The organism is Leucothrix mucor DSM 2157, from assembly GCF_000419525.1.
Classification (GTDB): domain Bacteria; phylum Pseudomonadota; class Gammaproteobacteria; order Thiotrichales; family Thiotrichaceae; genus Leucothrix; species Leucothrix mucor.
The window spans coordinates 1,250,953-1,276,640 of the sequence record NZ_ATTE01000001.1 but is presented as its reverse complement, the minus strand read 5'-3'; the positions used below and the strand labels follow the sequence as shown (position 1 = coordinate 1,276,640).

Here is a 25,688-nt window from a genome sequence, read left to right as displayed (position 1 = left end):
TCAACTACAAATCAATTGGGGCTGACTCGAAGTCGCGATGCGAGCAATCCGGTAATTGTTTTTGCCGCTCCTTTTTACCTGATACATAAGTTCATCAGCTTTAGCACGCAGATCTTTAGCATTATTGGCACAGCTCGGGTAAACAGCCGCACCGATACTGGCCCCCACAGTCAGCGACGTGTCTTTAAAGTGTACTGGCTTTGCGATTGAATCAATTAAGTCTGTACAGATTTTTTTAAGACAATCCTCATTCGTGATCTGACTAATGATGATTAAAAACTCGTCCCCGCCGATTCGGCATGCATTGTCTCCATCAGATACTGTATGCTTTATACGACTCGCAATTTTTTTCAGGAGAACATCACCTGCCTCATGACCATGCGTATCATTGACCGCTTTAAAACCGTCTAAATCCAAAAACAGTAGCGCGGACCGATGTCCATTTTGCTTTGCCGCATCCATCGCTTGTTGCAATTTATCGCCGACAATGCGGTGAGAAGGAAGCCCGGTGAGTTGATCATGGTTCGCTAAATACTCGATTCTCTTATTTTGCTCTTCGATTTTAATACTCTTCTCTCTGAGCGCCTTTCCCAGATTAATCATCTTTTTATGCACGCACTCAGTACAGATACCGATAAAGAAAAAGAACACGGCTGCATTGAAATAAATAGCCAACCAGTTCACTGGTGACTTCAGAAAGTCGGCGGCAGGAACGGGCAACGCTTGCTGCTGAATGACAAAGTTATTCATCGAAATAAAATAAAATGACGAAGCGATTATAGTGACCAGAATGGTGATGCGCTTATCAAGATAGAAGAAGGACACCATAACGGTAAAGGCAGCGCTCAACTCGCCAATCCCCATAAACCCAAAGGCCAGAAACTCTGTACTGCTGAAGATCAAACCTGAGTACGCTAAATAGTAAATAACGACCTTGTGATCAACGTGATGTCGACTTAAAAATAATACCCCAGCCAAAAAGAAAACGGAGTAATGCAGCAAGGTTGTAAGCTCAAACCACTCGGTCTCAACTGTCCTGTACAACGAAATAGGGAATGACAACACCGACAGGATAGCGAGATAGTTGATTATTTTTGGAGTAAGTTTGTTTTTTAGCTTGGTTATTTCTGACTGTATTTCTCGCAGTGAAACCGTATCCATGACACTATCGGTCTGAATATTCCTAAAAAATTTCTGATTCTTCATAGCATCTGGATGAGGTGAAAAGTTGTTTGAAATAAGCATTGTGTAAAAAAATTATGCTACAGCACATAATGCATTATTTAACTTAATTTAGGCTTAATCCTGACCGGAAGTTCTTGCCAACCCCAGAAAATGGTTGATACTAAAATGCATCCTAGATTGAATGCTCTGGACAGGTTCTTTGATGGTAAAAAAAGCGGAGCCATTGCAGCCCCGCTTGTCTAACGTCGATCTAATTAATCAAACATTACTAGCATTAGGATCAGTACTCGGCACGCCATTCTGCTTACGGAAGCCATCTTTAATAATGCCCTTAATCAAGGCAATACCCATCAGCACCATCACCAAACTAAACGGCAACGCACCAATCACCATCGCCGTTTTAATGGCACCCAGCCCGCCGATTACCAATAGCGCACCAACTACAAACGCCAACACCAATCCCCAGAAGATAATGTGCGGACGGGCTTTTGGCCCTTCATCGCCACCAGAGTTAATGGTGTTTACGATTAGGATTGCCGAGTCAGCGGTGGTGACAAGGTAAGTCAACAACAGCACAACGACTACGATCGCCATAATCCATGAAAGGGAATCAGACAGCATCACATCCAACATGGCAAACAATTGCGACTCTTGCCCTGCGCCAGATATCGCATCACCTGCACCACCGTTCAGAGTAAGATCAATTGCGGTACCACCTACGGTCGTGAACCAGATAAAGCACATAACGGATGGGATTATCATCGCGCCAAGCACGTATTCACGCACGCTACGGCCTCTGGAAATACGCGCTAAAAACACACCAACAAACGGCGCGAACGCAATCCACCAAGCCCAGTAAAATACCGACCAGCCACCTTGCCAACCCGCTAAGGCATCGCCGGTTTCGGTGCCATCAGCACTCCAAACGGTGAATAGCAGGTCCGGTAAGCTAACGATGTATTCGAAGATTCCCATGTACAGCGCTTGCAGACCAAAGAAGGTCGAGCCGAAGATCAGGAAGAATATCAACAGGAAGAAGCTTAAGACCATATTGATATTAGACAACCACTTAATACCTTTACCAACGCCCGACAGTGCGGATAAGGTCGACGCGCCCATGATCACAACCAAAGCAAAGATAATCGCGCTAGTGGTTGCTTTACCATCTGCATCGACCAGCCAATCACCCACACCAATGCGATACAAACCAGCGACAAACTGCTCGACACCAAAGCCCAGCGTTTGCGCAACACCCAGTACCGTTGCGACCACCGCAACAATATCCACCGCATGACCAAGTGGGCCAGATAAGCTCCGACCAAACAACGGCGTAAGCCCGGCACGAATGGTTAACGGCAAGTTACGACGGAATGAAAAGTAGCCCAAAGACAGACCAACCAAGGCATAGCAAGCCCACGCAGAGAATCCCCAATGCAAGAACGACCACTTGTAGGCGAAGGTCACATTGTTAGCTGCCGAGGGGTCGCTGATCCCTTGAATGACTTCAGGATTATTCGCAAAGTGATACATTGGCTCAGCTGTGGCAAAGGTCAACATACCGATACCAATACCCGCCCCAAACATCATCGAAAACCATGAGAAGTTGGAGAACTCGGGCTTATCGCCCGGTAAGCCTAAAATCAGCTTTCCCGACTTAGGAATAACCGCCAATAACACACAGGCGATAATAAAGAACGCAACGACCCCGATGTACCAGGTCGCGAAGTGAGCTAGCAAAAAGCCGCTAATGCCATTTAAGACACTAGAAGCGTTATCTGGAAATGCGATTGCCCAAATGATTAAGGTACCCAATAATATTTTGGCGGTAATCGTTACATCCTTATTAAACCCATCATAAAAACCGCCGTCGGCGACTTTGATGGGCAAATCCATTAATGGTGGCTTATGCGCCATAGATCTCTCCTTTTTTGTTTACGAACGTGTGAATGTCAGCGCGCATCCGGGCAAACACAAGGCCCGGCGGCCACTACGCGCTGACTAGTACGCTATTACACCTAACTGGGCAAGTATTCCTTGCTCCAGCTTTCACTTAAATCTCCACTGTTAATTAATCCATCAATTTCAGCCTCGCTATAGGCTAGCTCAGCCAATACTTCACGCGTTGAGCGTCCGAATTTCTCAGGGCGCGATAAGGCAAATACACTGCTGCGAGTCGGGCGCACGGCATAAGGGTCGAGCTGAGTGACTTTGTGGCCGCTGGGGTGATCTTCAAAGATCGAGAAGGAATAGCTGCCCCGATCAATGCCTGAGGTGCCATCGGCAATGCGGCTATAATTCACCCGCAAGGAGTCAATATTTTCACAGACAACCGCCCCCACATCCGCCGCTTGCAGTCGCTCCACCCAATCCGAACCACTGGCCCCCAAAAAGGCAGTCGCTAAAAATAGCGCGCGCTCATCAGCACCCAGCTCGGTAAAACCTTGTAAGCCTTCCACTTGTTCCAGCCGGTGAATATCCGACTCATACGCGCTCAGCAAGACGTATTCACCAGAGGCGGTGTAATAAAATCGCGTGAGTGCGTCGTAGCCACTGGCTTCGCGGCCCGAAGGCTCATCAAACAGACCACGCTTGCGGTAATCAAAGCAAAACGGAATTTGCAGTAAAGCGCTATTGGCAGTTAATGAGGTGCGCCCGCGGCCAATGCGTCCGGTTTTATATTTTTGATACAACGCAGTAGCGACTGTCATGGCTCCGCCAAAGCCACACATCACGTCAATAGTACCGACATGTGCGTGCTCTTCGGGAGTATCCATCGCGCCACCGAAGCGCAGCATAATGCCGGTAGATGCCTGAACCAGATCATCGTAACCAACAAAGTTGCTGCACGGCCCACTGCGCACACCACTAAAGCAATCCAGTTTGCAGAAGATTGCCTCGGGATTAATGCCCCGCAAGCCCTCCGTATCTAGACCCATTTTTTTGATTTGGCTATCCGGCGCATTCCAGATAATCACATCCACCGACTTCACTAATTTCTCAAAAACCTCACGGCCCTTTTCAGAACGAATGTCCGCCAGAATCGAGCGCTTGCCCTGCATTTGCGACATGCCATAAATGACCGTGTTCCAGCTGTCGTACATTGGCGTGGCAGGGTCGAGCTTAATCACCTCGGCACCAAAGCGCGCCAGATAGCAGGCCGAATGTGGTCCGGCAATGACATTGCATAAGTCCAATATTTTCACGCCTTCCAACCAGCCGCTGCGATCATCCGGATTGGTGATGGCAGGCAGCTTGGTTTTAATGCTTTTGAATGCACTCAGTGCGGTATCAAAATCGACCCACTGCCGAGGCTGTGGTGTTAGCATTTCCTCACCACTCTCCTCCAACCACACAATCGGGCCGGGTTGAATCATCATGCCGTACTCTGGGTCAGGCACTTCAATCATCAAGCCTGCTGTTTCGGCAAAGTCATCGTGAATCCACTCCTGCAGCCAACGCTGCGGCGCTCCGGGAATGCCATCTTTCCCGAATAGCTTTTGCCACTCTTTGGAAGTACGGGTTAGAAACACCTCTTTCATTTTTTCCGCGATTTTATCCGCCCAGAACTTCGGCATGGGGTACACACCCAGCGAGGTATCAGATGACCACTCGGAGCTCGGTAAATAGGTATCGTCCTCTTCGCTTAAGCCCTCTTCGACCAGCTCATCGTAGATATCCAGTACTTCAAGGCAGCGCTTAGCATGGTGCTTATGGCTGGGGCAAACCACGTAGAACATGCGCCCGTCTTTGCACATATAGCTGCGATAGAATGGGTCGAGCAACTCCTGAAGCTCGTCATACACCAAGTTCATCGGCAAGCCTTCAACCCGGCGGCGCGTGATCTCCGCTTCCCGTTGTGTAACGTACCGCTCTGGGATGCCTTCGATATCGATTGAGTTGTAGCATAAGCCTTCCATTGCCGCAGCCGCCAGTGGCACTTCAATAGAATCGCCCAAGCCATTTTCTTCGCGCGCCTGCAAAGCCATCACGACGGATGAAGCTGCCAACATCGCACCATAAGCCGATGGCAATGGCAGCGGTGAAAACGAGGGATTAATGCCCATCAATACCCGGTTTAAGCCCATATCGGTAAACACACCGGAGCTGGCGGAAATTACACTCTCATACGCCCGCAGCTCACGACGTTGCTCATCGTTAGAAGCAAAGCCCGGAATCGATAAGGTAATCAGCTGAGGCCGCTCTGCGCGCAGCGCTGCAAAGTCCAACCCTAGCTTGGCCATTTTTCCGGGGCGGAATCCTTCAATCACGATATCACTGGCCGCGATCAAGGCTTTAGCCTGCTCCAGACCGGATTCAGTTTTAAGGTCCAGATTAAGAATGAGTTTATTGCGGTTGAGTGTGGCATTGGCGGGGTTATCCCAAAACGGCCCATCCGGTGGGTCGATATGCACCACCGTTGCACCCAAATCCGCCAACATCATACCCACGGCGGGGCCAGCAATGTACTGACCAAAATCAACGACTTTCACGCCCTTAAGCGGCAACTCAGAAGCTTTACTGCGCATCATCTTATGCTCCAATATATTATTTATGGCTAATCGCCATTCACCATCCAGGCGGCGGCTTTTTCTGCGATCATCAAGGTCGGCGAATTGGTATTGCCGCTGGTAATCTCAGGCATAATGCTGGCATCGACCACGCGCAAGCCTTGCACGCCTCTCACTCGCAGATGTGAATCCACGACCGCCATTGGATCATCGTCGTGCCCCATCTTCACCGTGCCGACTGGGTGGAAGATTGTGTTAGCGATATCACCCGCCAGTTTTGCCAACTCCTCGTCCGTTTGGAACTGCACGCCGGGCTTAAACTCTTCTGCTTGATACTCACCCATTGCCGGTTGCGCGACGATCTCACGCACTTGGCGCAAGCTATCGGCCGCCACTTTGCGATCATCCGCAGTCGCCAGATAGTTTGGCGAAATCATCGGTGCATCTTTAAAGTTATTGGAGCGAATGCGCACGTGACCACGGCTGGTCGGGTTGAGATTACACACACTCACCGTGATCGCCGGAAACGCATGCAAATCCTCCCCAAAGGCTTCCAAGCTTAAAGGCTGCACATGGTACTCCAGATTCGCATGTGGGCGGCTTGGGTCAGACTTGGTAAAAGCGCCAAGCTGGCTAGGCGACATACTCATTGGGCCGCTACGCTTAAGTGCATACTCCAAACCAATAGCCGCTTTACCCAGCAAAGAGTTAGCCATGGTATTCAGCGTTTTGGTGTTTTTCACCTTAAACACAGCGCGAATTTGCAGATGATCTTGCAGGTTTTCACCCACGCCCGGCGCATCTAACTGCACCTCAATACCATGGCTTTTTAATAGCTCTGCCGGGCCGATACCGGATAACTGCAAGATCTGTGGCGAGCCAATGGCACCAGCCGATAGCACCACCTCACCCGTCGCATTGACCGTAACCGACTGCCCTGCTTTATTAACCACAGCACCGCTGCAACGAAGCTTGCCATCGCTGTCTTTTTCAAAGGTCAGCCGCTCAACTTGCGCTTCGGTCCAGATGGTTAAATTGCTGCGCTGTTTAGCCGGTCGCAAAAAGGCTTTTGAGGTATTCCAGCGCCAGCCGGACTTTTGGTTCACATCAAAGTAGCCAACGCCCGCATTATCGCCGGTATTAAAATCATCCGTTTTTTCGATACCAGTTTGCGTCGCCGCTTCAGCAAAAGAGTCTAAAACATCCCAGCGCAAGCGCTGTTTTTCAACCCGCCACTCCCCATTATGCCCGTGTAAATCGGAGAATTTACCACCGGCTTTGCTGGGTGGGTTCTCGTTATTATCGAGCTTGTAGTGGTTCTCATGCACTTTGAAATACGGCAGCGCCTTATCCCAGGTCCAGTCCTCATCCTTGGTGAGCGTGGCCCAGTTATCATAATCCCGAGCCTGACCACGCATGTAAATCATGCCATTGATGGATGAGCAACCGCCCAGCGTTTTGCCGCGCGGGTAACGCAGGGTTCGGCCATTGAGCCCCTTGTCCGGCTCGGTTTGGTAGAGCCAATCGGTACGCGGATTACCGATGCAATACAGGTAACCGACGGGTATATGAATCCACGGATAGCGATCGGCTTTACCGGCCTCTAATAGCAAAACCTGTTTTGATGGGTCTTTGCTTAGGCGGTTGGCTAGCAGGCAGCCGGCAGAGCCGGCCCCCACTACAATGTAATCAAATGACTGCGACATAAGAGATGATCCTCAATCAACGGGCAACGGGCATGGAGAACTCAGCACCTTTTGAAATACTTTCAGGCCAGCGCTGCATAATGGATTTTTGTTTCGTGTAGAAGCGTACACCTTCTTCGCCATACGCGTGCGCATCGCCGAACAAACTCTTCTTCCAACCACCAAAACCATGCCAAGCCATGGGCACCGGAATCGGCACATTGATCCCCACCATCCCCACTTGAATGCGGCGGCCAAACTCACGCGCCAAGTTACCATCGCGGGTGAACAAGCTCACCCCGTTACCAAACTCATGTGCATTGATTAGCTCAACGCCTTCGGAGAAGCTTTCGACGCGGACACAAGCCAGTACCGGACCAAAAATCTCTTCACGGTAAATCGTCATATCCTTAGTGACATTGTCAAACAAAGTGCCACCCATAAAGAAGCCATTCTCATGACCTTCTACAGAGAGATCGCGACCATCGACAATCAGATCCGCGCCCTCTTCAATACCCTTGTCGATATACGACAGGATACGGCTGTGTGATGCCTCGGTGACGATTGGCCCCATTTCAGCATCCATCTCCAAGCCATTTTTGACCTTTAGCGCACGTGTACGCTCTGCCAAAGCGGGCATGATTTTATCGGCCACATCGCCAACTAAGACCGCTACGGAAATTGCCATACAACGCTCACCCGCCGAGCCAAAGGCAGCACCGAGTAAAGCATCAACCGTCTTATCAAGATCCGCATCCGGCATGACTAGCATGTGGTTTTTCGCACCACCAAGGGCTTGCACACGCTTGCCGTGATGTGCGCCAGTTTCGTAAATGTAGTTAGCCACCGGCGTCGAGCCAACGAAAGACAGCGCGTGAACATCGGGATGCTCCAGCAAGGCATCAACTGCCACCTTGTCACCCTGCACGACATTAAATACGCCATCGGGGAAGCCTGCTTCTTTCATCAGATCCGCCATCATCAGCGAGGCGGTTGGATCAGTCGGTGATGGCTTCAGGACAAAGGTGTTACCCGCCGCAATCGCGACCGGGAACATCCACATGGGCACCATGACCGGGAAGTTGAATGGCGTGATACCGGCAACCACACCTAGCGGCTGGCGCATGGTCCAGTTATCAATGCTGGTAGACACTTGCTCAGTGTAATCGCCTTTTAATAGCTGAGGCATGCCACAAGCAAACTCAACGATATCGATACCGCGCTCCACTTCACCGCGGGCATCGGTAAACACTTTGCCATGCTCTAAAGTAATCGCACGAGCCAGCTCATCTTTGTTTTCATTCAACAGATTAAGGAAGCGATTCATCAATCGTGCACGGCGAATTGGTGGCATGTCAGCCCAGGCTGGGAAAGCAGCTTGAGCGGCGGCAACGGCCATATCCACTTCAGCGGTTGAGGCTAGCGCAACGCTGCCAGTCACGTCACCGGTGGCTGGGTTATAGACATCCTGAACCTTAGTACGCTCACCGCTAACACGCTGACCATTGATGTAGTGACCAATTTCATTGATGCTCATTTTCTCTCTCCTCGACTGTGATGTGTGAATGACCGCTAGAGTAAGCAGTCGCCTGAAAATAATCCAATGACGATGAATAGGATGTGATATAAATAATTTTAATATGACTAGAACACCTGAAATTCGCACCCTGCAAGCCTTCGTGATTGTCGCTCAAGAAGGCAGCGTGTCGCGCGCCGCTGAAATACTCAATTTAACGCAGCCCGCCGTAAGCTTGCAGCTAAAGCGCCTCTCCGAAGATACCGGCTTAACCCTGTTTCACCGAGCCTCCAAAGGCCTTGGCCTAACCACCGAAGGCGTGGTGATGCTGGCGAAAGCCAATCGCGTACTCTCCTCGCTGACTGAGTTCAACCTAACGGCCAAACGCATGACCGGTCGGGTTCAGGGCAAACTGCGCATTGGTACCATTGTTGACCCCAGCTTTATTCGCTTAGGGCAACTACTGGCAGGGCTGATTGATGCCTACCCTGAAGTACAGACCTCACTCACCCACGGCATTAGCGGCGAAGTACTCACCGGCCTGCGTCGTGGCAAAGTGGATGTCGGCTTCTTTTTAGGGGCGATTGAAGACTACGCACAAACCCATGTGAACCATCCCAATGAGTCACTCGATGACTTTTACACCCGTAAACTGACCGAGTTTAATTATCGGGTGATCGGGCCAGCGGGCTGGGAATATCAGATTAAGCATGCGCAGTGGGATGAGCTGGCGGCAATGCCATGGATTGGAACGCCGGAAAACTCGGTGCATTCACGCTTATTAGACACTATTTTTCACGAGCGTGATTGCACCCAAAATGTGGTTGCACGGGTCGATCAGGAATCGTCGATGATGGCCATGGTGCAATCGGGTATCGGGCTGAGTTTATGCCGCGAGTCGATTGCTTTGCATGAGCAGCAGTCGGGCGCTATTTCGATCGCAAACTCGGTGAGTATTCCGACGGCTTTGTGTGCAGTGACCTTAAAAGCCCATCAAAAAGATCCGGTGGTGGATGCGTTTTTTAATGTGTTGGAGATGGTGTGGTAGCTAACTGCACTTGCCGATAAAAAGCCAACCGCTGCTGCTCCTGATCACCCCCTTGAGTATCAGTGGCCTGCGGCCAGTTACTATTTGAGGCAATCACCAGATTCCGCGAAGGATCAATAAAAATCCCCTGCCCAAAAATGCCTCTGGCCATATAGGCACCATCACCCAGATTCCACCACTGATAGCCGTAACCATAGCCCGCTTCAGACGAATCAATGTGGTTCATGGTGGCTTCTGCAACCCAGCCTTCCGGCAAGACCCGTTGACCATCCGCTATGCCATCATTCAGGATAAACAAACCGAATCGCGCAAAATCACGAGTCGCAGCCTGCACACAACATCCGCTGATTTCATGCCCTGAGGTGCCAAGTATCCAGCTTGCATCCTGTTCCATGCCAAACGGCTGACAGATCTTTTCTGAGAGGTATTCCGACAGATTTTTCTGAGTTGCTGAACTTACCAGCACGCCAATTAAATTCGTTTCCCCCGTTTTATACACCCACTTGGTTCCGGGAGGTGCCTCGCGTGTTAGCTGGCGCATATAGCTCACCGTCACATCGACGCCCTGCTCAGCCTTGTGCGCATTAAACCGTGCAACATCTGAATTAGGGTCGGCGTAGTCTTCATTCCATTGCACGCCGGAGGTCATGGTCATTAGCTGTTGAATCGTGACCGTGTCATAAACTGATCCTTTAAGGTCAGGAATATAGTCCGACACCATCTCATCAACACTGTTGATATAACCATCCTGAATCGCCGCACCAAGCAAAGTTGACGTGATTGACTTTGCCACCGAGAAACTGGTCCAGCGACCCGCTGCGGTAAAATCAAGCCCATATTTTTCCAGGCGAATTTTGCCATCTTGCACGACGACTAAAGCGGCTGCGCGCTGATCTTGCATAAAGGCATCGACATCTACACCTACATCAAGCGGTTCGCCTTGCGGCAATGGGTAGACTTTTTCACCAGCGGGGATAACACGAGAGTCTGCCAGGACAGTCATCCGGTCCAGCGCGCGAAAAGCAGCATCCCGCTGCGCCGTTGACCAGAAGAGCACATCGGTATTAGTTGGGAAATTCAGAATGAGCCTGCGCATATCTTTATCGGCAGTTGCCCAGAAAGCGCCGCCACCGGCTAACAACACCAGCAGTATTGAAATGATCCATTTTTTCATGATGACTCCTTGTTGTGTAAACCTTGCGTCACACAGCCGATCTGGGTTTAACCTCTATAGCATATGATAACGTCCTTTATCATATGCTATAGGTGAGAAGGGGGAGAAGAGTGTAAGACTCTAACTGAGCTCGATAATTAGAATTAAAATGCCGTTATCCTCAACACTTTATAAGAACGCTGTTCAGACACACATAAAATCTTTCCAGATAATGGAATTCAAAGAAAGTCATCTGATTTGAGTTCTGAATGAATAAAAAGCACGCGCTTCTAGCTTCATACTCGCGACTAAAAACATGCAAACAAGAATAAGTCAATAAAAATTAAGCTCTGGTCAAGTTTTAATCTGTTAGGTTGTCCTGAAAGGTGATTTTTTCCGTGGCGATAGTTTTCATAGCAGACGTCAAGGTTTCGTATTTGCTGCTAAATACAAAAATACCTAAACACCTAAACACCTCGTCCCGGAAACTACAATGAAAACTAGAAACATGTGTCGCCCCCATCAACTCGTGGGGTACTCAAGTACCTTACTTCTGAAAATTCTCGTAGCTCTATTGGCATTCAGCGCATCCTCCTCTGTGCTCGCAGCTGAAGTCGAACTTGTAGTCTACTGGCCTGCTGATGCTAATCAAAACACAATCACAATTGAAACAACCTCAGGGGGCTTCGTAGCCGGGCCTTTTACCTCTGGAGGCGGGACCGCTTACAACACAACAGTAGGCCCGATAACACTCAATGACGGTCAAAATTACGTCGTGAGAATGAATGATAGTGCTAATAATGGATGGGGTAGTGCCCCGATAGACGGAGGAGGCACTGCCAGACCATCAGTTACTGTGATATCCGACGGGGTTGAAGTGGGTAACGGAACCCATTTATCTGGCGGGAATAGCAGCTTCACATTCCCAGCAACATCGCATACTGAAGCACCAACGGGCACGCAGTCATGTACCGCTTTTACCGGAAGCTGGAGTGGTTCGGGTAACGTTTGGAGTGCCTCGACCAGTGGTGGAATGAATGCGACAATCACACTTGGGGCCAGCAGTGGTGCGAGCTGGTCTGGATCAACGAATGGTGCATTGAATACGATTAACACATTTAGTGAAAGTAGCGCCCGGGGGCAAACCTCATTCAGCACGGCTTACTATTGGGATACTTCAACCACAAGCGCTTCAGATGCCGCCGGTGCAAATGCGGCTAATGGCACGGTAAGGCTTGACTTTACATCTGGCCCCATACTCAATCCTGTTATTCATTTCGATCGATTTGGTGGCACCGGAGGCCTGATTAGTTTACCCGCAGCAAACTCATCGGAGTGGCTGTTAACAACCCCTGGAGCCAGTATCACCCGACTGGCAGGTGCACCACATTTTCGTACTGTCGGTAATCGGATTTTTCGAGATACCACTTCTGCTCTGAACTCAGCAAGCTCTTTTGAATCAAGCCTTGACCCGGCCGCTGGAACGGCTGCTGGCTCTGTGATGGTAGAAGGCATCCATTCGCAGTTGGACTTTTCACTAACCGGAATAGGTACGGAAGGTGGAGGGGCTGATGGCATTGAGATCGTTTTATGTGGCAGCTTAGCACCGCCCATTGATTTTTCAGATGCACCAATCAGTGGTACCGCACCTAATGGGACAGATAGCAATACTTATGGTGAAGCCAGCCATACCATCGTTTCAGGTATGTATCTAGGTGCCGGTGAACCGGATGCAGAGCTTTCAAATCAGGCAACAGCTACCGCAGATGGAGATGATCTGGCTGACTCTGATGATGAAGATGGCGTGGTCATTCCCCCGCTGACTCTGGGAGTAGCTAATATCATTGAAGTGACAGTAGCTGGCACTGGTGGCAAGTTACAGGGCTGGATCGATTGGAACGGCGATGGCGATTTTAATGACCCTGTCGAGCAGCTATTAACAAACGTAACAGATAATGGCCTTGGAGATATTGATCTAACACCGGGTAAGATTGCCTTTACAGTCACCCCGGCGCTAGGTGGATTTACTGGTACCACTTACGCCCGTTTCCGCTGGTCTAGTGAGAGTGATGTTGCCAGTACTGGTTTAGCGAGCAACGGTGAGGTTGAAGATTATGCCGTGACTGTGGCACGGGCCCCTGAATCTATTAACTGTGGTACGGAAGTTGGCTCTGCTGGCGGCTCAGGCTATGCGACCTCCGGCGCTGGCTTGTATCTCAATGAGATTTTCTGGCTTGACTGGTCTTGTGGGGGAGAGACGAAGTTCCTGGCAGGGGATACCATCACTAAGAGTTGGGAGGTTGGCAATGGCCTAACGGTCACTGCAACGGTTTCAAATATTACACAAGACATTAGTCCTTATAACTCCGGAGATTGGTCTGGTGATTTCTTCGATGATTACTACGGCGGTGTGAACCCGGTTGGTTTAGCTAATCAATTACGTATCGATGCGAACTTTGATGTTAGCTTCACGACCACGCTCAATGGGGTAACGATTCCATCTGATATCGTGATCGCAGATATGGAAGACCTTGATGCCCAAGAGGTCACTACAATCACCGCCAATGGTGATTCATTTCAGACTCTGGACGCCAGTGGCTCTATTAAAGCAGCGTTTGGAGGCGGGACTGGTGCTCATACGCTCACTTTAAGTGACCCGGATCATCCAGGTGGTGGTACGGTCGTTGCGATGTCACGAGGGGCGACAACTATTAATATTGATATTGGCGCACGGGGGATTAGTGCGACTGGGTTTGGGGTGATGCTGCCTTTCGATTATGGTGATAGCCCAATCTCTACAACGGCTTCGCACTACCTACGACCGAGTGCGACAGGAGGCTCGCAACCAACGACCGCGACCGTAGCCGCTGACTTAACCTTAGCGACCATAACCTACGGTGACGAAACTTACCTGGGTTCGACGCGTGCAGATGCTGAGCCATCCTCTTACAGCGGAGCAGCGGCCACTGGCGATGACCTTGCCGGTACCGATGATGAAGATGGTATCTCCGCCTTCCCGATATTATCTGTTGGGGCGACGAGCTATGAATTACCTGGTAGTAATATTACGACTTCAGGCACAGGTACATTGCATGGGTGGATTGACTTTAATAAAAATGGTGCGTTTGAAAGTACAGAATATGCCAGCATTGAATATACCAGCACAACCATAGCCAATGACCCCGCCACTAAGCTCAGTTGGACAACATTAGGTACCATGACGGCAGGGACAACCTTTGCCCGGTTCCGTTTTACCTCCGACACCTTGACTGATGATACTGGCACAACAACAATCGATGAGCGCTCTGCAGGGTCTGCTTCGAATGGTGAGGTTGAAGATTATGTAGTGACCATTCTCGCTAATGATTATGGCGATGCGCCAGGTTATGGGGATGCTTATCATGGGACGGATGGAGTAACCTATCTTGGGACGGCACCCGATGTTGAAACGGCTTCAAAAACCACTAATGGCGATGCCAGTGATGATGCCAATGACGATGGTGTGTTTACCGATGCGGCATTAACCACAGGCCTTCAGGGCACCAGTCTGAAACCTGAAGACAGCACTACCTTATACATTCCCGTTACAGGCAGCGGTAAGCTGTATGCATGGATCGATTGGGATGCCAATGGCGTGTTTGGTAATAACAGCAATGAGCTGATTGCCAATGGTGTCGCCGGCACTGATGAAACCCTGATAGTCAGCGCCCGCATACCGATAGCCGCCAACCTTGGTACCACTTATGCCCGCTTCCGCTTTAGTAGTGATGCAGCATTAACCGAGCCAACGGGGGCGGCGAGTGACGGTGAAGTCGAAGACTACCAAGTCACCATTGCCAATACCGCAACGACCCCGACTGCACCCGCAATTGCGTATTGTAGTAATACCTGGACCTTAGATGGTGGCGTTTATAACACCACAACCAGTCAAGGCGTTGCGATTTCTGCCAGCACCACCGCGGAGGCCGGAGCTGCTTGGTCATTTGCGCCCAATGATGCGTTAAATACCTCCGGTAATTTTAGCTTTGCAGCGCTCAATGGTTCACCCTCCTTAAGCACCGTCTTCACCTGGGATACGGCACCCGAAGATGGCCGCTTAGCCAATGCGGCGGATGATGATGCAACGGGCACCTTAACGTTTAGCTTTGCTGTTCCGGTAAAAAATCCGATTCTGCATATTGATCGCCAAGGGGGATACGGCTCCAGTACCGCAGCCAGCCCTCAGGGCTTGAGTAACTCCTCGATTATTACGCCCAATGCGGCGAATGCCAGCGCCAGCTTTACCCGTTTGGCAGGGACCACGCACTTTGAAGTGACCAGCAATAGCATTCAGCGCACACCTAACGAGACCATGCAGGATACGGGTGTGACTGGTGCCTCAGGTACTGATAGCACGCTCTATACCGCGATGGGGTCAGTACAAGTTAATGGCACCTTTAATAGCCTCAGCCTTGACCTTAATGGTGTGGGCGTTGAGGGAGCGGGTGCCGATGGCATTGAATTTGTCATCTGCGCCGAGCCTTATGATTACGGCGATGCACCTGCCAGCTATGGCGAAGCCGCTCATAAAATTCCCGACACTCCCGTCGTCTACTTAGGCGATGTGGCACCCGATCACGAGCCACAGATTCAACATGCGGCTAACGGTGGTAGCGATGGTGCGGGGGATGACCTGAATGGTAGTGATGACGAAGATGCTTATGAAAAACTACCCGCAGTCTGGACTAGTCAGTCGAGCTATCGCTTGAAGTTAGCCTGTAGCGATCAGGGGGCTTACGTCGCTGGCTGGGTAGACTTCAATCAAAATAATCAGTTTGATGCCGGTGAGCGAAATACCGACTATCCAACCCAATGTAACAGCTCCGGCAATGTGACACTCAATTGGACGGGCCTCTCCGGCTTAAGTACCGGCAGCACCTATGCTCGCCTACGGATAGGTTCGGATACCGATGAAGTGTCAACCGCCACCGGTACCGCAAGCGATGGTGAAGTGGAAGACTACCCAATCGTACTGCAAGCACCGGGTACCGCACCGGGCGCTTGTAATGGCGAGTTGAATTGGCTAAATCTGGCGGGCCAACCGGCTTATCCAGCGGCGAACTGGAATGTCAATTGGGCCGATCGAGGTCTTAATGCCACTCTGGGCTTTAGCACCACAATGACCGGTAGCAATGACAAGTGGACCTCGACCTCAGCAAGCGTTTTTACCGAAAGCAATTTCATTAATCGCTTCGGCTCTCCGGGTTATGCGCTGGGCTTAAATCATCCAGATGACCTAAGTGGCACAGGTTCAACCATCGCTAATATTGGATTTGATACCCCATTACCGGCTAACACCTACATGGTGGTGCGAGATATTGATGCGACCAATGAGTCAATCACCTTCTCCAATAATAGCTTGGGATCTTTGCCAGCTCCTAGTCTCTGGGAAACTCAGAGTACCACCGAGCTGAATGCAAATGATGTTGCCTGGAATAACCCAAGTCTGTTTGCTGCCTGGGATGCTGCCGGTCAGCAACTGGTGACACTGTCGGACGGCCCGAATAATGATCAAGAAGCTTATGTTTGGCCAGTTGCGGGGTTAACGGATATTCGAGTTACTTACCAAACCTATGCAGGCTCGGCGAATGTGGGCTTTGTAAGCTGTATTCCACAAGACTATGGCGATGCACCCAACACCTATTTGACCACGAAGGCCGCGACAGGCCCGCAGCACGGCATTATTAATGGTGTCCACCTTGGAACAAATACACCGGATACTGACAGCGATGGCCAGCCTTCAGCTGATGCCAACGGCGATGGCGCTGATGAAGACGGCATTAGTAGCCTACCTACCCTCACCAGCTCCGACCGCAGCTTTAGTACGACTGTGAGTGCCAGCAATGACACCGCTAACCCTGCGACCTTGGTCGGTTGGATTGACTTTGATAAAAACGGCACGCTGGATGCTGATGAAGCAGCCATCCGAACTATTGCTGCCGGTAGTAGCAACGCCAGCTATACCCTCAACTGGTCTAATATTCCGGTCGACATTCAAACCGGTACTAGCTATTTACGCTTGCGTTTAACCACCGACAGCTTGAGCAATCGGGAACCTGGCGGTGCTAAACGGGATGGTGAGATTGAGGATTATCTCATCAACATTACGACCGCGGGTGTTAGTGTCAGTGGTCGGGTATTTAATGATGCGAATGTCGATGCGATCAATGATAGTGGCGAAATCGGAGTCACTCAGCTGCCAGTTGTGCTTTATGACAAAGCAAATAACGTGTGTGTAAGTACCCGAACTGATGGCTCGGGCAACTATGCGTTTAAGGATGTGGCCCCTGGTACTTATCAGGTGTATGAAGCCTCACGGGAAAGTGTGCCGACTCCTGGCCAATGTGGCCCTGCCAATGCTAAAGACCCGAGTAGCTATCGCTCTACAACCAACAATGCTCGCGATGAGTTTACCGTGACTACAAGTGACATTACCGGACAAGACTTTGGGGATGTGAAGTTACCGGTATTTGAGCCGGATAACAGCGGTCAGATTTTACCGGGCAATGTGTTGTTTTATGCGCATAAGTTCTCTACTCCCGCAACCGGTAGTGTGAGCGTTACCAGCGTATCCAGTACGAATCGCAGCAGCGGTTGGTCATCCATTATTTACCGCGATGCAAACTGCGATGGTACCCTTAATCAAAGTGATGGGAGTTTGCCGTTAGGAACCAGTTCGCTGGCAGTTAACGCGAATGATACCGTTTGTCTGATCAATAAAGTCTATGCGCCGTCTAATGTGGCTGCCAATGACCAGTACATCCAAAATATCACCGCTGACTTTGACTATGGCAACGCGATTGCGGGTGATTTGGCGCTGAAAGTACGCGATGCGACCACTGCCAAACAAGTTCAGGCACCTGCCCTATCAGCCACCCCAGAGGTCGTTGCCGAGCCGGTTACACCCGTGCAAGCACCTGTAGCAGCCACACCAACCACACCCTACATTCCCGAAATTCCGGAAGCACCGGCACAAGCGCCAGTGGCTGCCACGCCAGTGACTCCGGCGGTTGGCCCTTCACGTTTAGAGCTGCGCAAAACGGTTAAGAATATTACTCAGGGAACCGCTGAAACCAGCACAGTCAACTCGGCAGAGCCCGGTAATACACTGGAGTACCGAGTGTATTACAGTAACTCAGGCACCGGCCCTGTCACAGACTTGGTCATTAACGATACAGTACCAGACTATACCAGCTTGAAGGGTAGCCCCAGCTGTGGAGTAACACTTAGTGGAATGGGCTGCAGCATCAATCTATCCGGTGGCAGTCAATTTATAGAATGGGTATTTACTGGCCCACTCATTGGTGGGGCCAAAAGCTCAGTCAGTTATCAGATAACAATTGATGATTGACCCTTTGAAGTCACAAATTGTCCACGGGGCTAGTCGTCTAAAATGTGTTTGTAAGTTCGAGTTTTGAAGCTCTATTCGCTAGCAGCCTCTCACTTACCCCCCAAATAAATAGTATGACGACTCCCCTTCCCCTTGTGCGCCCGAACCATTTCAGTCCGCACTTTATAACCCGCTTTTTTCAGCTGATTAGAAAACTTAGGATCATCCCAAGCTGACCAAATCGCCAAAATTCCACCGGGGTGTAGGGTATCGCGAATAGCCCGCAAACTTTTAATCGAATACAGGCTGTCATTATCCGCATGGGTAAAGCCTTCCGGCCCATTGTCCACATCCAATAACACCGCATGGTAAGTTGGCTTGCGCGCTTTAAACAGCACCGCCACATCACCCACATGCACTTTGGTACGCGGGTTATTCAGCGGCATATTGGCACACTCACCTAATGGGCCTTTATTCCACTCCACCACTTCAGGCACTAGCTCTGCGACAATCACTTGGGAGCTCGCGGTCGTTGCCTTAAGCGCTGCTTCCAGCGTAAAGCCCATACCTAAGCCGCCGACTAACACCTTGGCATTCTCCAGCTTTTTGATTGGCGCACAGCCTAGGTCGGCCAGCGCTTGTTCGGAGCTACGAACCCGACTATTCATCAACTCGCCGCGCACACCTTTTAGGTGAATTGAAAACTCATTGTCGCGCTGCGTGAGTCGAAGCTCACCGCCGTTATTGGGGATTTCGGCGGTGCCTAGTAAAGTCCATGGGATCATGTGTTAACCGTTCAGTAGATGGGAAACGGAGTGAGCTTAACGCGTTTTGTTGCATTGCGCAGCAATTAGCCTCACTCACTCCAATTAAGCACGTACCCACTCATACTTAATATCATCCAGCATCCAAGCCTCAGTCTTATTTCTTTCAGTGACTTTAAAGCCTTTGCTCTCGTAAAATTGCTGTGATTTTTTATTACGCTCAAAAGTGTACAGCTCAAGCTTACCGTTGGATTTCTCTTGCGCCCAACTCAGTAATTTCGAGCCGATACCCTGCCCTTGGTGCTCGGTATGTACATAAATCTCATCAATCGAGTCACGCGATGCAGCAATGAAACCCACCACTTTTCGACCGATCACTGCGACCAACACATCGGTATTTGGTAAGATTTCATCAATGAAATACTGCTTCTGATCTTCAATCGGATGCGGGTCAATAATGCCAACCGCTTCTTCAAAGCTATCACGCCACAATCTCACCAACGCTTTTAGAAACGAATCGGAATACGGGACTAGCTCGACTTCTGCTGCTACATCACCGTCTGCTTCGGTGGTTTTCATATCATTACTACTCATTTCGGATTAGCCCTTAGCTAGTTTAATGTCATCATTCTAGTGATATTTAAGACTTCTGTGCATGGCGGTTCACGTGGGCCCGCCAAATGGTGAACAAGCCGGATGCAACGATAATGGATGCACCGACTACAATCATTAGATCCAGCGACTCACCAAATATAAACAAACCAATCACTGACACGAATACCAAGTGAAAATAGGCGAACGGCTGGGTGGACCCTGCATCGGCAACTTCCAACGCTTTGATCAATAAGAAATGCCCTAACACGCCTGTGATGCACAGCGCCGCCATCCACCACCAATCCGTGCCCACCATCGGCGTCCAATAAAAGGGTGCGATAAGGGAGATGCCGACCACCCCGCTAATACCAGTCCAAAACAAACTGGTCATCGCGCGATCTTTGCGGGCAACGTAGCGCGTGAGCAAACTGTAAATCGCAAACATCACGGCGGCAAGCAGTGGTACCAACGCTTGCAGGCTAAACACATCACTACCCGGCCGGAGGATGATCACCACGCCAATGAAGCCAACCGCGACGGCCAACCAGCGCCGCCAGCCAACTGACTCACCCAATAGTGGTCCCGATAGGGCAATCACGATAAGAGGGTAACAGGCAAATACTGCATGTGTTTCGATAAGCCCAATCACGGTGTAGGCAGTGATCGCAACACAGATTTCAGCTACTAGTAGCATGCCGCGCAGGGCTTGTAAGATAGGATGCGCGGTCTGCGCGACTTTGCGAACACCGTGGCCCTGGAAATAACTCCAAGCCACCACAAAGGCCGCAAAGAACCAGTAGCGAATCACCACCACGGTCATGACATTGTATTTGTCGGCTAATTGCCGCGAGAGGCCGTCTTGTATTGCAAAGACAAGCGTGGCGGAGAGCATCAGGATGATGCCGAGACGTGCGTTGTTGTTCTGCATAAAGAAGGCCTGTGAGAGGCTACTCCCTCAGCAACCTTTAGCTTGCAGATAGTCGCACCGATTGCCGTTGAATCCAAGTGATTTCAATGAAGCGAGTGCGCGCGATTACTAACGCTACAATAACCCTGCGCATCACTCACTCCAGCTTTCAAACGATACGATTAATGCCCTGGAGGGCGAGGTAGTGCCGCTTTTAGTGCAGCCTCAGTTACACCTAATGCTTTAGCGGCAGCGGCTAGGTCCAGATCACGACCACCATTGTTGATAATTGCAGCGCTTAAGTCTTCGTATGATACGCCGAGTACTTCAGCCGCTTTATCAAAGCCCGGTGGCAAGCCTTGATTATGCCCACCTGGTGCCGCATTTGGACCACTGGGGCCACCCGCCGTACCAATTCCCTGCTTGGCATTGGTGGAGAAGTTGTTTTTCACCGTGACGCCACTTAGGCAACCCGGCAAGTTCGGGAAGTTCAACGAAGCGTGGTAGTGGTAAGTGGCTTCGCTGCTGTGAGCGGTCGGGCCGACATGGCCATTACACTCATCCAGATCAGTGGGCACTTTGCCATCGTTATCCACACTGCCATACATAGGGAAGCCATCAAAAGCATAGGCAAACAACGCATCGGCCTTTTGCGCTAGCGCACAGTTGGCATCAACTTGTTTCGCGCCAAATATATTATTGATATCTGTTGCGGTGGCGTGCCAGTGATACCAACCGCCGGGATCAATATGACCGCCGCACACATCCAATGCGGGCATGTGACCGGTTTGCAGCACAGAAGGAGCATCCGCAAAGATCGGCACGCCATCCAGCGCTAAACCCACTTTAGCCACCGTACCCAAGCTGCTAGCTTTTTCTGCTTTCACAGGATTAAGTGGCAGCAGTACCGTCATTTCAACAGAGGTATCAACCGAGGCCGACAGGCAAGAGTTTTTGCCTTGAGGTCTACTGGTGCGCACATCGGTAATGCTGACTTTGCCATCGGCATCGTAAAACTCATAACCCTGATCATGCAGCATGGTCAGGAATTCTTCATTCAAACGGTAAAGGCCGGGCTTGTCACCATCCCACTGCCAAATACCGCCTGCTTCTTTGACCGTATCCGGACAAAATGGGCCGATCTTTAAATTATCCGGCAAGTACTTCACGACCAGTTTGGCACATTGCGCAGCGTCGCCATTTTCCAATTCGCAATCAACGGTTTCTGGGGCTTTTACCAAGGCATCTTTACTGATGAGGCTGGTATCGACCGCCGCCTGAGCGCTACCAAAAGTCGCAACCAGTGCAAGTGCCAAGGCGCTTTTCATGCAACGTGCTTTATCATTTTTGTTCACTGAACAATCTCCTGTCATTGAATATTCATGCGTTGAATTAATGAGTGATTTATATCATTTCAGGAGGAGTAACAGCAGCTGGCTTTACCCGATTTACGCAATCTCCACACAAACTGCTCATTGTGAATCGCTAGCTTAATCGCGCCCTACCATTCAGCTTAATAAACCCGCTACGAGGCTATGCAAGCGGCAATTATTAAATATGAATGAGAACAACTCTCATTCAGTTTCATGTCACTTTTACACTGATAATATGGTCAATAAGAAAGAAACGAAAATCGTCCTAATCACATAAAAAAATTCATTTAAATAAAAGGGTGAATCGTCGTTAATATGCTTAATATAAAAAGGATAACCGCTGCCATTCTCACGCTCCCATTGCTGGCATTTATTAGCGTGGTGATGTTTACATGGTCAGGAAATGCGATCGCTGCAGGCTGTGAAGCGGGTGCCTGTCTGCAAGTAGGCCCACGGCTGGCCAGCTTAGATACCCAGCAAAGCGCCCTACTCAATCCCCTGTTTTCGGGGTTGTTAGGCTCCAATATTGCGTTGGATATGATGGACTGGAAAGCCTTGGCCGGTGGCGACATCAACCTGCTGAAGTACTTGAGCATTCTGGAGTCTGACTTAACCGTTTCCGGCACGGATCAGGTCTTATTTGCAGATGCCAGCTTGATGCAGCTGATTAGTGCCGCTAAAAATGTGGCGCAATCCGATGGGAATAATGACTTAGTCACCGCCTTAGGTTTACTCCCACTCGCCGGCCTTAGCGATACCATTAAGCTTGGCGATTTACTCAAGATAGACCTCCAACAAGGCACTCTAGCCGACACCGATTTAAACGCTTTGAATTTGCTGACCGGCTTGATTCAACTGTATAACTACAAGAATGTGCTCACCACGCCCGCGCCCGTTGCATTGGATACCAGTGCACTGAGCCCGCTGGGTTTAGATGGCATTGTGAATGGCGTCGAGCTGTATTTGCAAATCGTAGAGCCACCCATTTACACCTGTGGCCCGGTGGGCACTACATTCCATACTGCAGTTATACGCTCCAAATTGAATTTAGATCTTATCGATTTATCGCCAGACAGTAGCGCCATGGTGAGCGCGATTACTGGTCAGCTAAGTAGTCTTGCAGGCTTGGATGTAACAGCTGATATTAAGCTGGCCGATATCGATTTATACGTTGAAGTCGCCCGTGCAGAAGGCACTTTGATGGCCATTGATGCGATCGCAAACACTGTTACCGTTCAGGCAACACCAGGCTTGGTAGATATCTACCTAGGTAGCATTGCGGATAACCTGTTCTTCAACCGCACCCATATTATCGACCCCGACGTTGATGTGCTGCCGGGAGTGATTGGTACGCTCGACTTACAAATAAAGCAAACTTTACCGCTTAGCGCGGTCGCCATTCCACTCGCCAATATTCAAACGGATATTCTGGCGCGCGCTGCCGCCAAAGGTGAAGCGCCCTTTGCCGATTTGCTGGTATTTTCCGGCCCTTATCCACAAACCAAAACGGTCGACAGCAGTGCCGACTTTGCCAATGTGCTGATCAGCGATCTGGTTAATGATCTGACTATCTCATTCAGCAGTAATTTGGGCCTGTTGGATACCTTAGTTTCAGGACTGCTGGATACCGTCACGAGCAGCCTGACCACGATTGTTAATGACGCCCTATCACCAATTCTGCATACCGTGCTCACCCAGCTGGTCGACCCACTATTGCGCCTACTCGGCATAGGCATTGGTGAAGCGGATGTCACCGTCATCTCTGCCGGAGGGCGCTGTGATTTTGGCAGTTGTCCCACCAGCTATGGGGAAGCCTCACACGGCATTTCAGATAACTTATATTTAGGCTCGGCAGTGCCTGATGCAGAAAACTCAACGCCCGCCGATGACGCAGATGATAATGGGGTTGCCACGCTACCCGTGCTAACGAGTCAGGACCGTAACTACAGCATTGATGTCACAGCCACCAATAACACGGGTGACACCGCCAACCTTATTGCTTGGATCGACTTTGATGGCAATGGCATTTTTGACCCAGATGAAGCCGCCATGAGCCCTGTGCCAACCGGTACCAATAATGGCTCAGTGACGCTAACGTGGTCCAATATTCCGCAAGGTAGTCAGATCGGTGATAGCTACCTGCAAGTAAGACTGACCACTGACCCAATCAGCAATCAACAAGCGACTGGCTCGGCGAGCGATGGTGAGGTAGAGAGCTACCCGATTAGCATTGTAAGCGCAGGCGTGAGCGTTAGTGGTCGGGTGTTTCGCGATATCAATGTGAATGCCAGCAATGACGGCAATGACAACGGTGAAGTCGGCGTAACGCAGCTGCCCATCGTGCTGTATGACACACAAACTCAGCAATGCGTGAGCACCAAAACCAATGGGGATGGCTATTATCAATTTGATAAAGTGGCTGCGGGTAGTTATCAGCTCTACCAAGCCTCTAAAGAAACCGTACCCACTCCCAAACAATGCGGCCCTGATTTTGCCAAAAACCCCGGTGGCTATCTGTCGACCACGGATAATGTACGCCCCATTTTAAATGAGGCTGATAGCGATATTAGTGGGCAAGACTTTGGTGAAATTAAACCACCCAGATTAACCCCCAATAACACTGGCCAGATCCTCCCCGGTAATGTGGTGTTTTATGCTCACAAATTTACGACGCCCGCTAAAGGCGTGGTGACTTTGACCAGCCAGTTTAGTAATAGTGTAAGCACTGGCTGGAGCAGTCTGCTGTATCCGGATAGCAACTGTGATGGCAAGCTAAATGGCACTGAAGGCGCTGTTCCCATGAGTGGTTCCCGAAGTAATCGCTTGATTTGGGTGAGTGATCCGGTGAGTCTTGAAGCTGAAGGTGCGCTGTGTTTTATCAATAAAGTGTATGCGCCAGCTAATGTTGCGGCCAATGATCGTTATCAACAGTCTATTACTTCCACGCTGGACTATGGGAATGCCTTCGCTGGTGTACAGGAATCCAAAGTCCGCGACCTCACCACTGCCACGCAAGTACAGGCACCTGCGCTGCCAGCGACTCCTGAAGTCGAGGCAACAGATGCCACTGAAAGCCAGCCCGAACAAGCGGCCACACCCACAACGCCCTATACTCCCGCAACTGAACCCACACCCGCACAAGAAGCCGTCGCGGCGACGCCTGTCACTCCGGCGGTTGGGGCTTCACGCTTAGAGCTTCGCAAAACAGTGCAAAATATCACACAAGGCACCAGCGAAACAGAAACCATCAACCAAGCGGCTCCCGGCAATATTCTGGAATATAGAATTTACTATAAAAATACCGGCACCGGCCCAATCACAGATCTCTCACTGGATGACATGGTGCCCGATTACACCGAGCTGGATGCCAGTAGCATGAGTTGTGATGTCACGCCGTTGGATATGATTTGCGATGAAAATATAGCAACCAATCAACAGCAACTACACTGGCACTTTACCGGTAAATTCGCTGGGGGCTTAATGGGCTATGTCAGCTATCGTGTTACAGTCGATCACTAAGGCGCAGGGCCTAAAACAACTCACTGAGTAAATCGACTATGACAATGAGATTACGCACATCCCTAAT

13 protein-coding genes are annotated in these 25,688 nt (G+C 50.3%); 3 read left to right on the top strand and 10 right to left on the bottom strand.

Annotated features, from left to right (window positions below; translation table 11 throughout):
* The 5 genes from LEUMU_RS27795 to LEUMU_RS0105630 form a co-directional block, all read right to left on the bottom strand.
* The gene (locus LEUMU_RS27795; protein ID WP_169446382.1) at positions 1-1,161 is read right to left on the bottom strand and encodes a GGDEF domain-containing protein; all 1,161 of its coding nucleotides are present in this window, start codon (positions 1,159-1,161) and stop codon (positions 1-3) included.
* Between the two features lie 282 nt (positions 1,162-1,443).
* The gene (locus LEUMU_RS0105645; RefSeq protein WP_022951303.1) at positions 1,444-3,099 is read right to left on the bottom strand and encodes a BCCT family transporter; all 1,656 of its coding nucleotides are present in this window, start codon (positions 3,097-3,099) and stop codon (positions 1,444-1,446) included.
* A gap of 101 nt (positions 3,100-3,200) precedes the next feature.
* Positions 3,201-5,714, bottom strand: a complete 2,514-nt coding sequence (locus LEUMU_RS0105640) for a CoA transferase (RefSeq protein ID WP_022951302.1) — start codon at positions 5,712-5,714, stop codon at positions 3,201-3,203.
* Positions 5,715-5,740: 26 nt separating this feature from the next.
* Positions 5,741-7,399 (bottom strand): GMC family oxidoreductase, encoded by a 1,659-nt coding sequence (locus tag LEUMU_RS0105635; RefSeq protein WP_022951301.1) that lies wholly within the window; start codon positions 7,397-7,399, stop codon positions 5,741-5,743.
* A 16-nt stretch (positions 7,400-7,415) separates the two neighbouring features.
* Entirely contained in the window at positions 7,416-8,915 is a 1,500-nt protein-coding gene (locus tag LEUMU_RS0105630; protein ID WP_022951300.1) for a CoA-acylating methylmalonate-semialdehyde dehydrogenase, read from the bottom strand.
* A gap of 103 nt (positions 8,916-9,018) precedes the next feature.
* Here LEUMU_RS0105630 and LEUMU_RS0105625 point away from each other — a divergent pair, with 103 nt between their 5' ends.
* Positions 9,019-9,942, top strand: coding sequence for a LysR family transcriptional regulator (locus LEUMU_RS0105625; protein WP_022951299.1), 924 nt, complete (start codon positions 9,019-9,021; stop codon positions 9,940-9,942).
* On the opposite strand, the gene LEUMU_RS0105620 is transcribed toward LEUMU_RS0105625, so the two are convergent.
* Positions 9,917-11,116, bottom strand: a complete 1,200-nt coding sequence (locus tag LEUMU_RS0105620) for a serine hydrolase domain-containing protein (RefSeq protein ID WP_022951298.1) — start codon at positions 11,114-11,116, stop codon at positions 9,917-9,919. The genes LEUMU_RS0105625 and LEUMU_RS0105620 overlap by 26 nt on opposite strands.
* An 856-nt stretch (positions 11,117-11,972) precedes the next feature.
* On the opposite strand from LEUMU_RS0105620, the gene LEUMU_RS0105615 reads away from it, so the two are divergent.
* Complete coding sequence (locus LEUMU_RS0105615) at positions 11,973-18,485, top strand: CshA/CshB family fibrillar adhesin-related protein (RefSeq protein ID WP_169446379.1); 6,513 nt, start codon at positions 11,973-11,975, stop codon at positions 18,483-18,485.
* 89 nt (positions 18,486-18,574) lie between these two features.
* Here LEUMU_RS0105615 and LEUMU_RS0105610 read toward each other — a convergent pair whose 3' ends face one another.
* From LEUMU_RS0105610 to LEUMU_RS24830, 4 genes are all read right to left on the bottom strand, one after another.
* Entirely contained in the window at positions 18,575-19,249 is a 675-nt protein-coding gene (locus LEUMU_RS0105610) for a spermine/spermidine synthase domain-containing protein (protein ID WP_022951296.1), read from the bottom strand.
* Between the two features lie 84 nt (positions 19,250-19,333).
* Complete coding sequence (locus tag LEUMU_RS24835; RefSeq protein ID WP_084708045.1) at positions 19,334-19,822, bottom strand: GNAT family N-acetyltransferase; 489 nt, start codon at positions 19,820-19,822, stop codon at positions 19,334-19,336.
* A 46-nt stretch (positions 19,823-19,868) separates the two neighbouring features.
* A complete protein-coding gene (locus LEUMU_RS0105600; RefSeq protein WP_022951294.1) occupies positions 19,869-20,750 on the bottom strand; it encodes a DMT family transporter in 882 nt (293 codons plus the stop codon).
* Positions 20,751-20,911: 161 nt separating this feature from the next.
* Positions 20,912-22,084, bottom strand: a complete 1,173-nt coding sequence (locus LEUMU_RS24830) for a YHYH protein (RefSeq protein ID WP_022951293.1) — start codon at positions 22,082-22,084, stop codon at positions 20,912-20,914.
* Between the two features lie 333 nt (positions 22,085-22,417).
* Between LEUMU_RS24830 and LEUMU_RS0105590 the strand changes: the two genes are divergently transcribed.
* A complete protein-coding gene (locus tag LEUMU_RS0105590; protein WP_157474271.1) occupies positions 22,418-25,621 on the top strand; it encodes a GEVED domain-containing protein in 3,204 nt (1,067 codons plus the stop codon).
* The last annotated feature ends 67 nt before the right edge of the window (positions 25,622-25,688 follow it).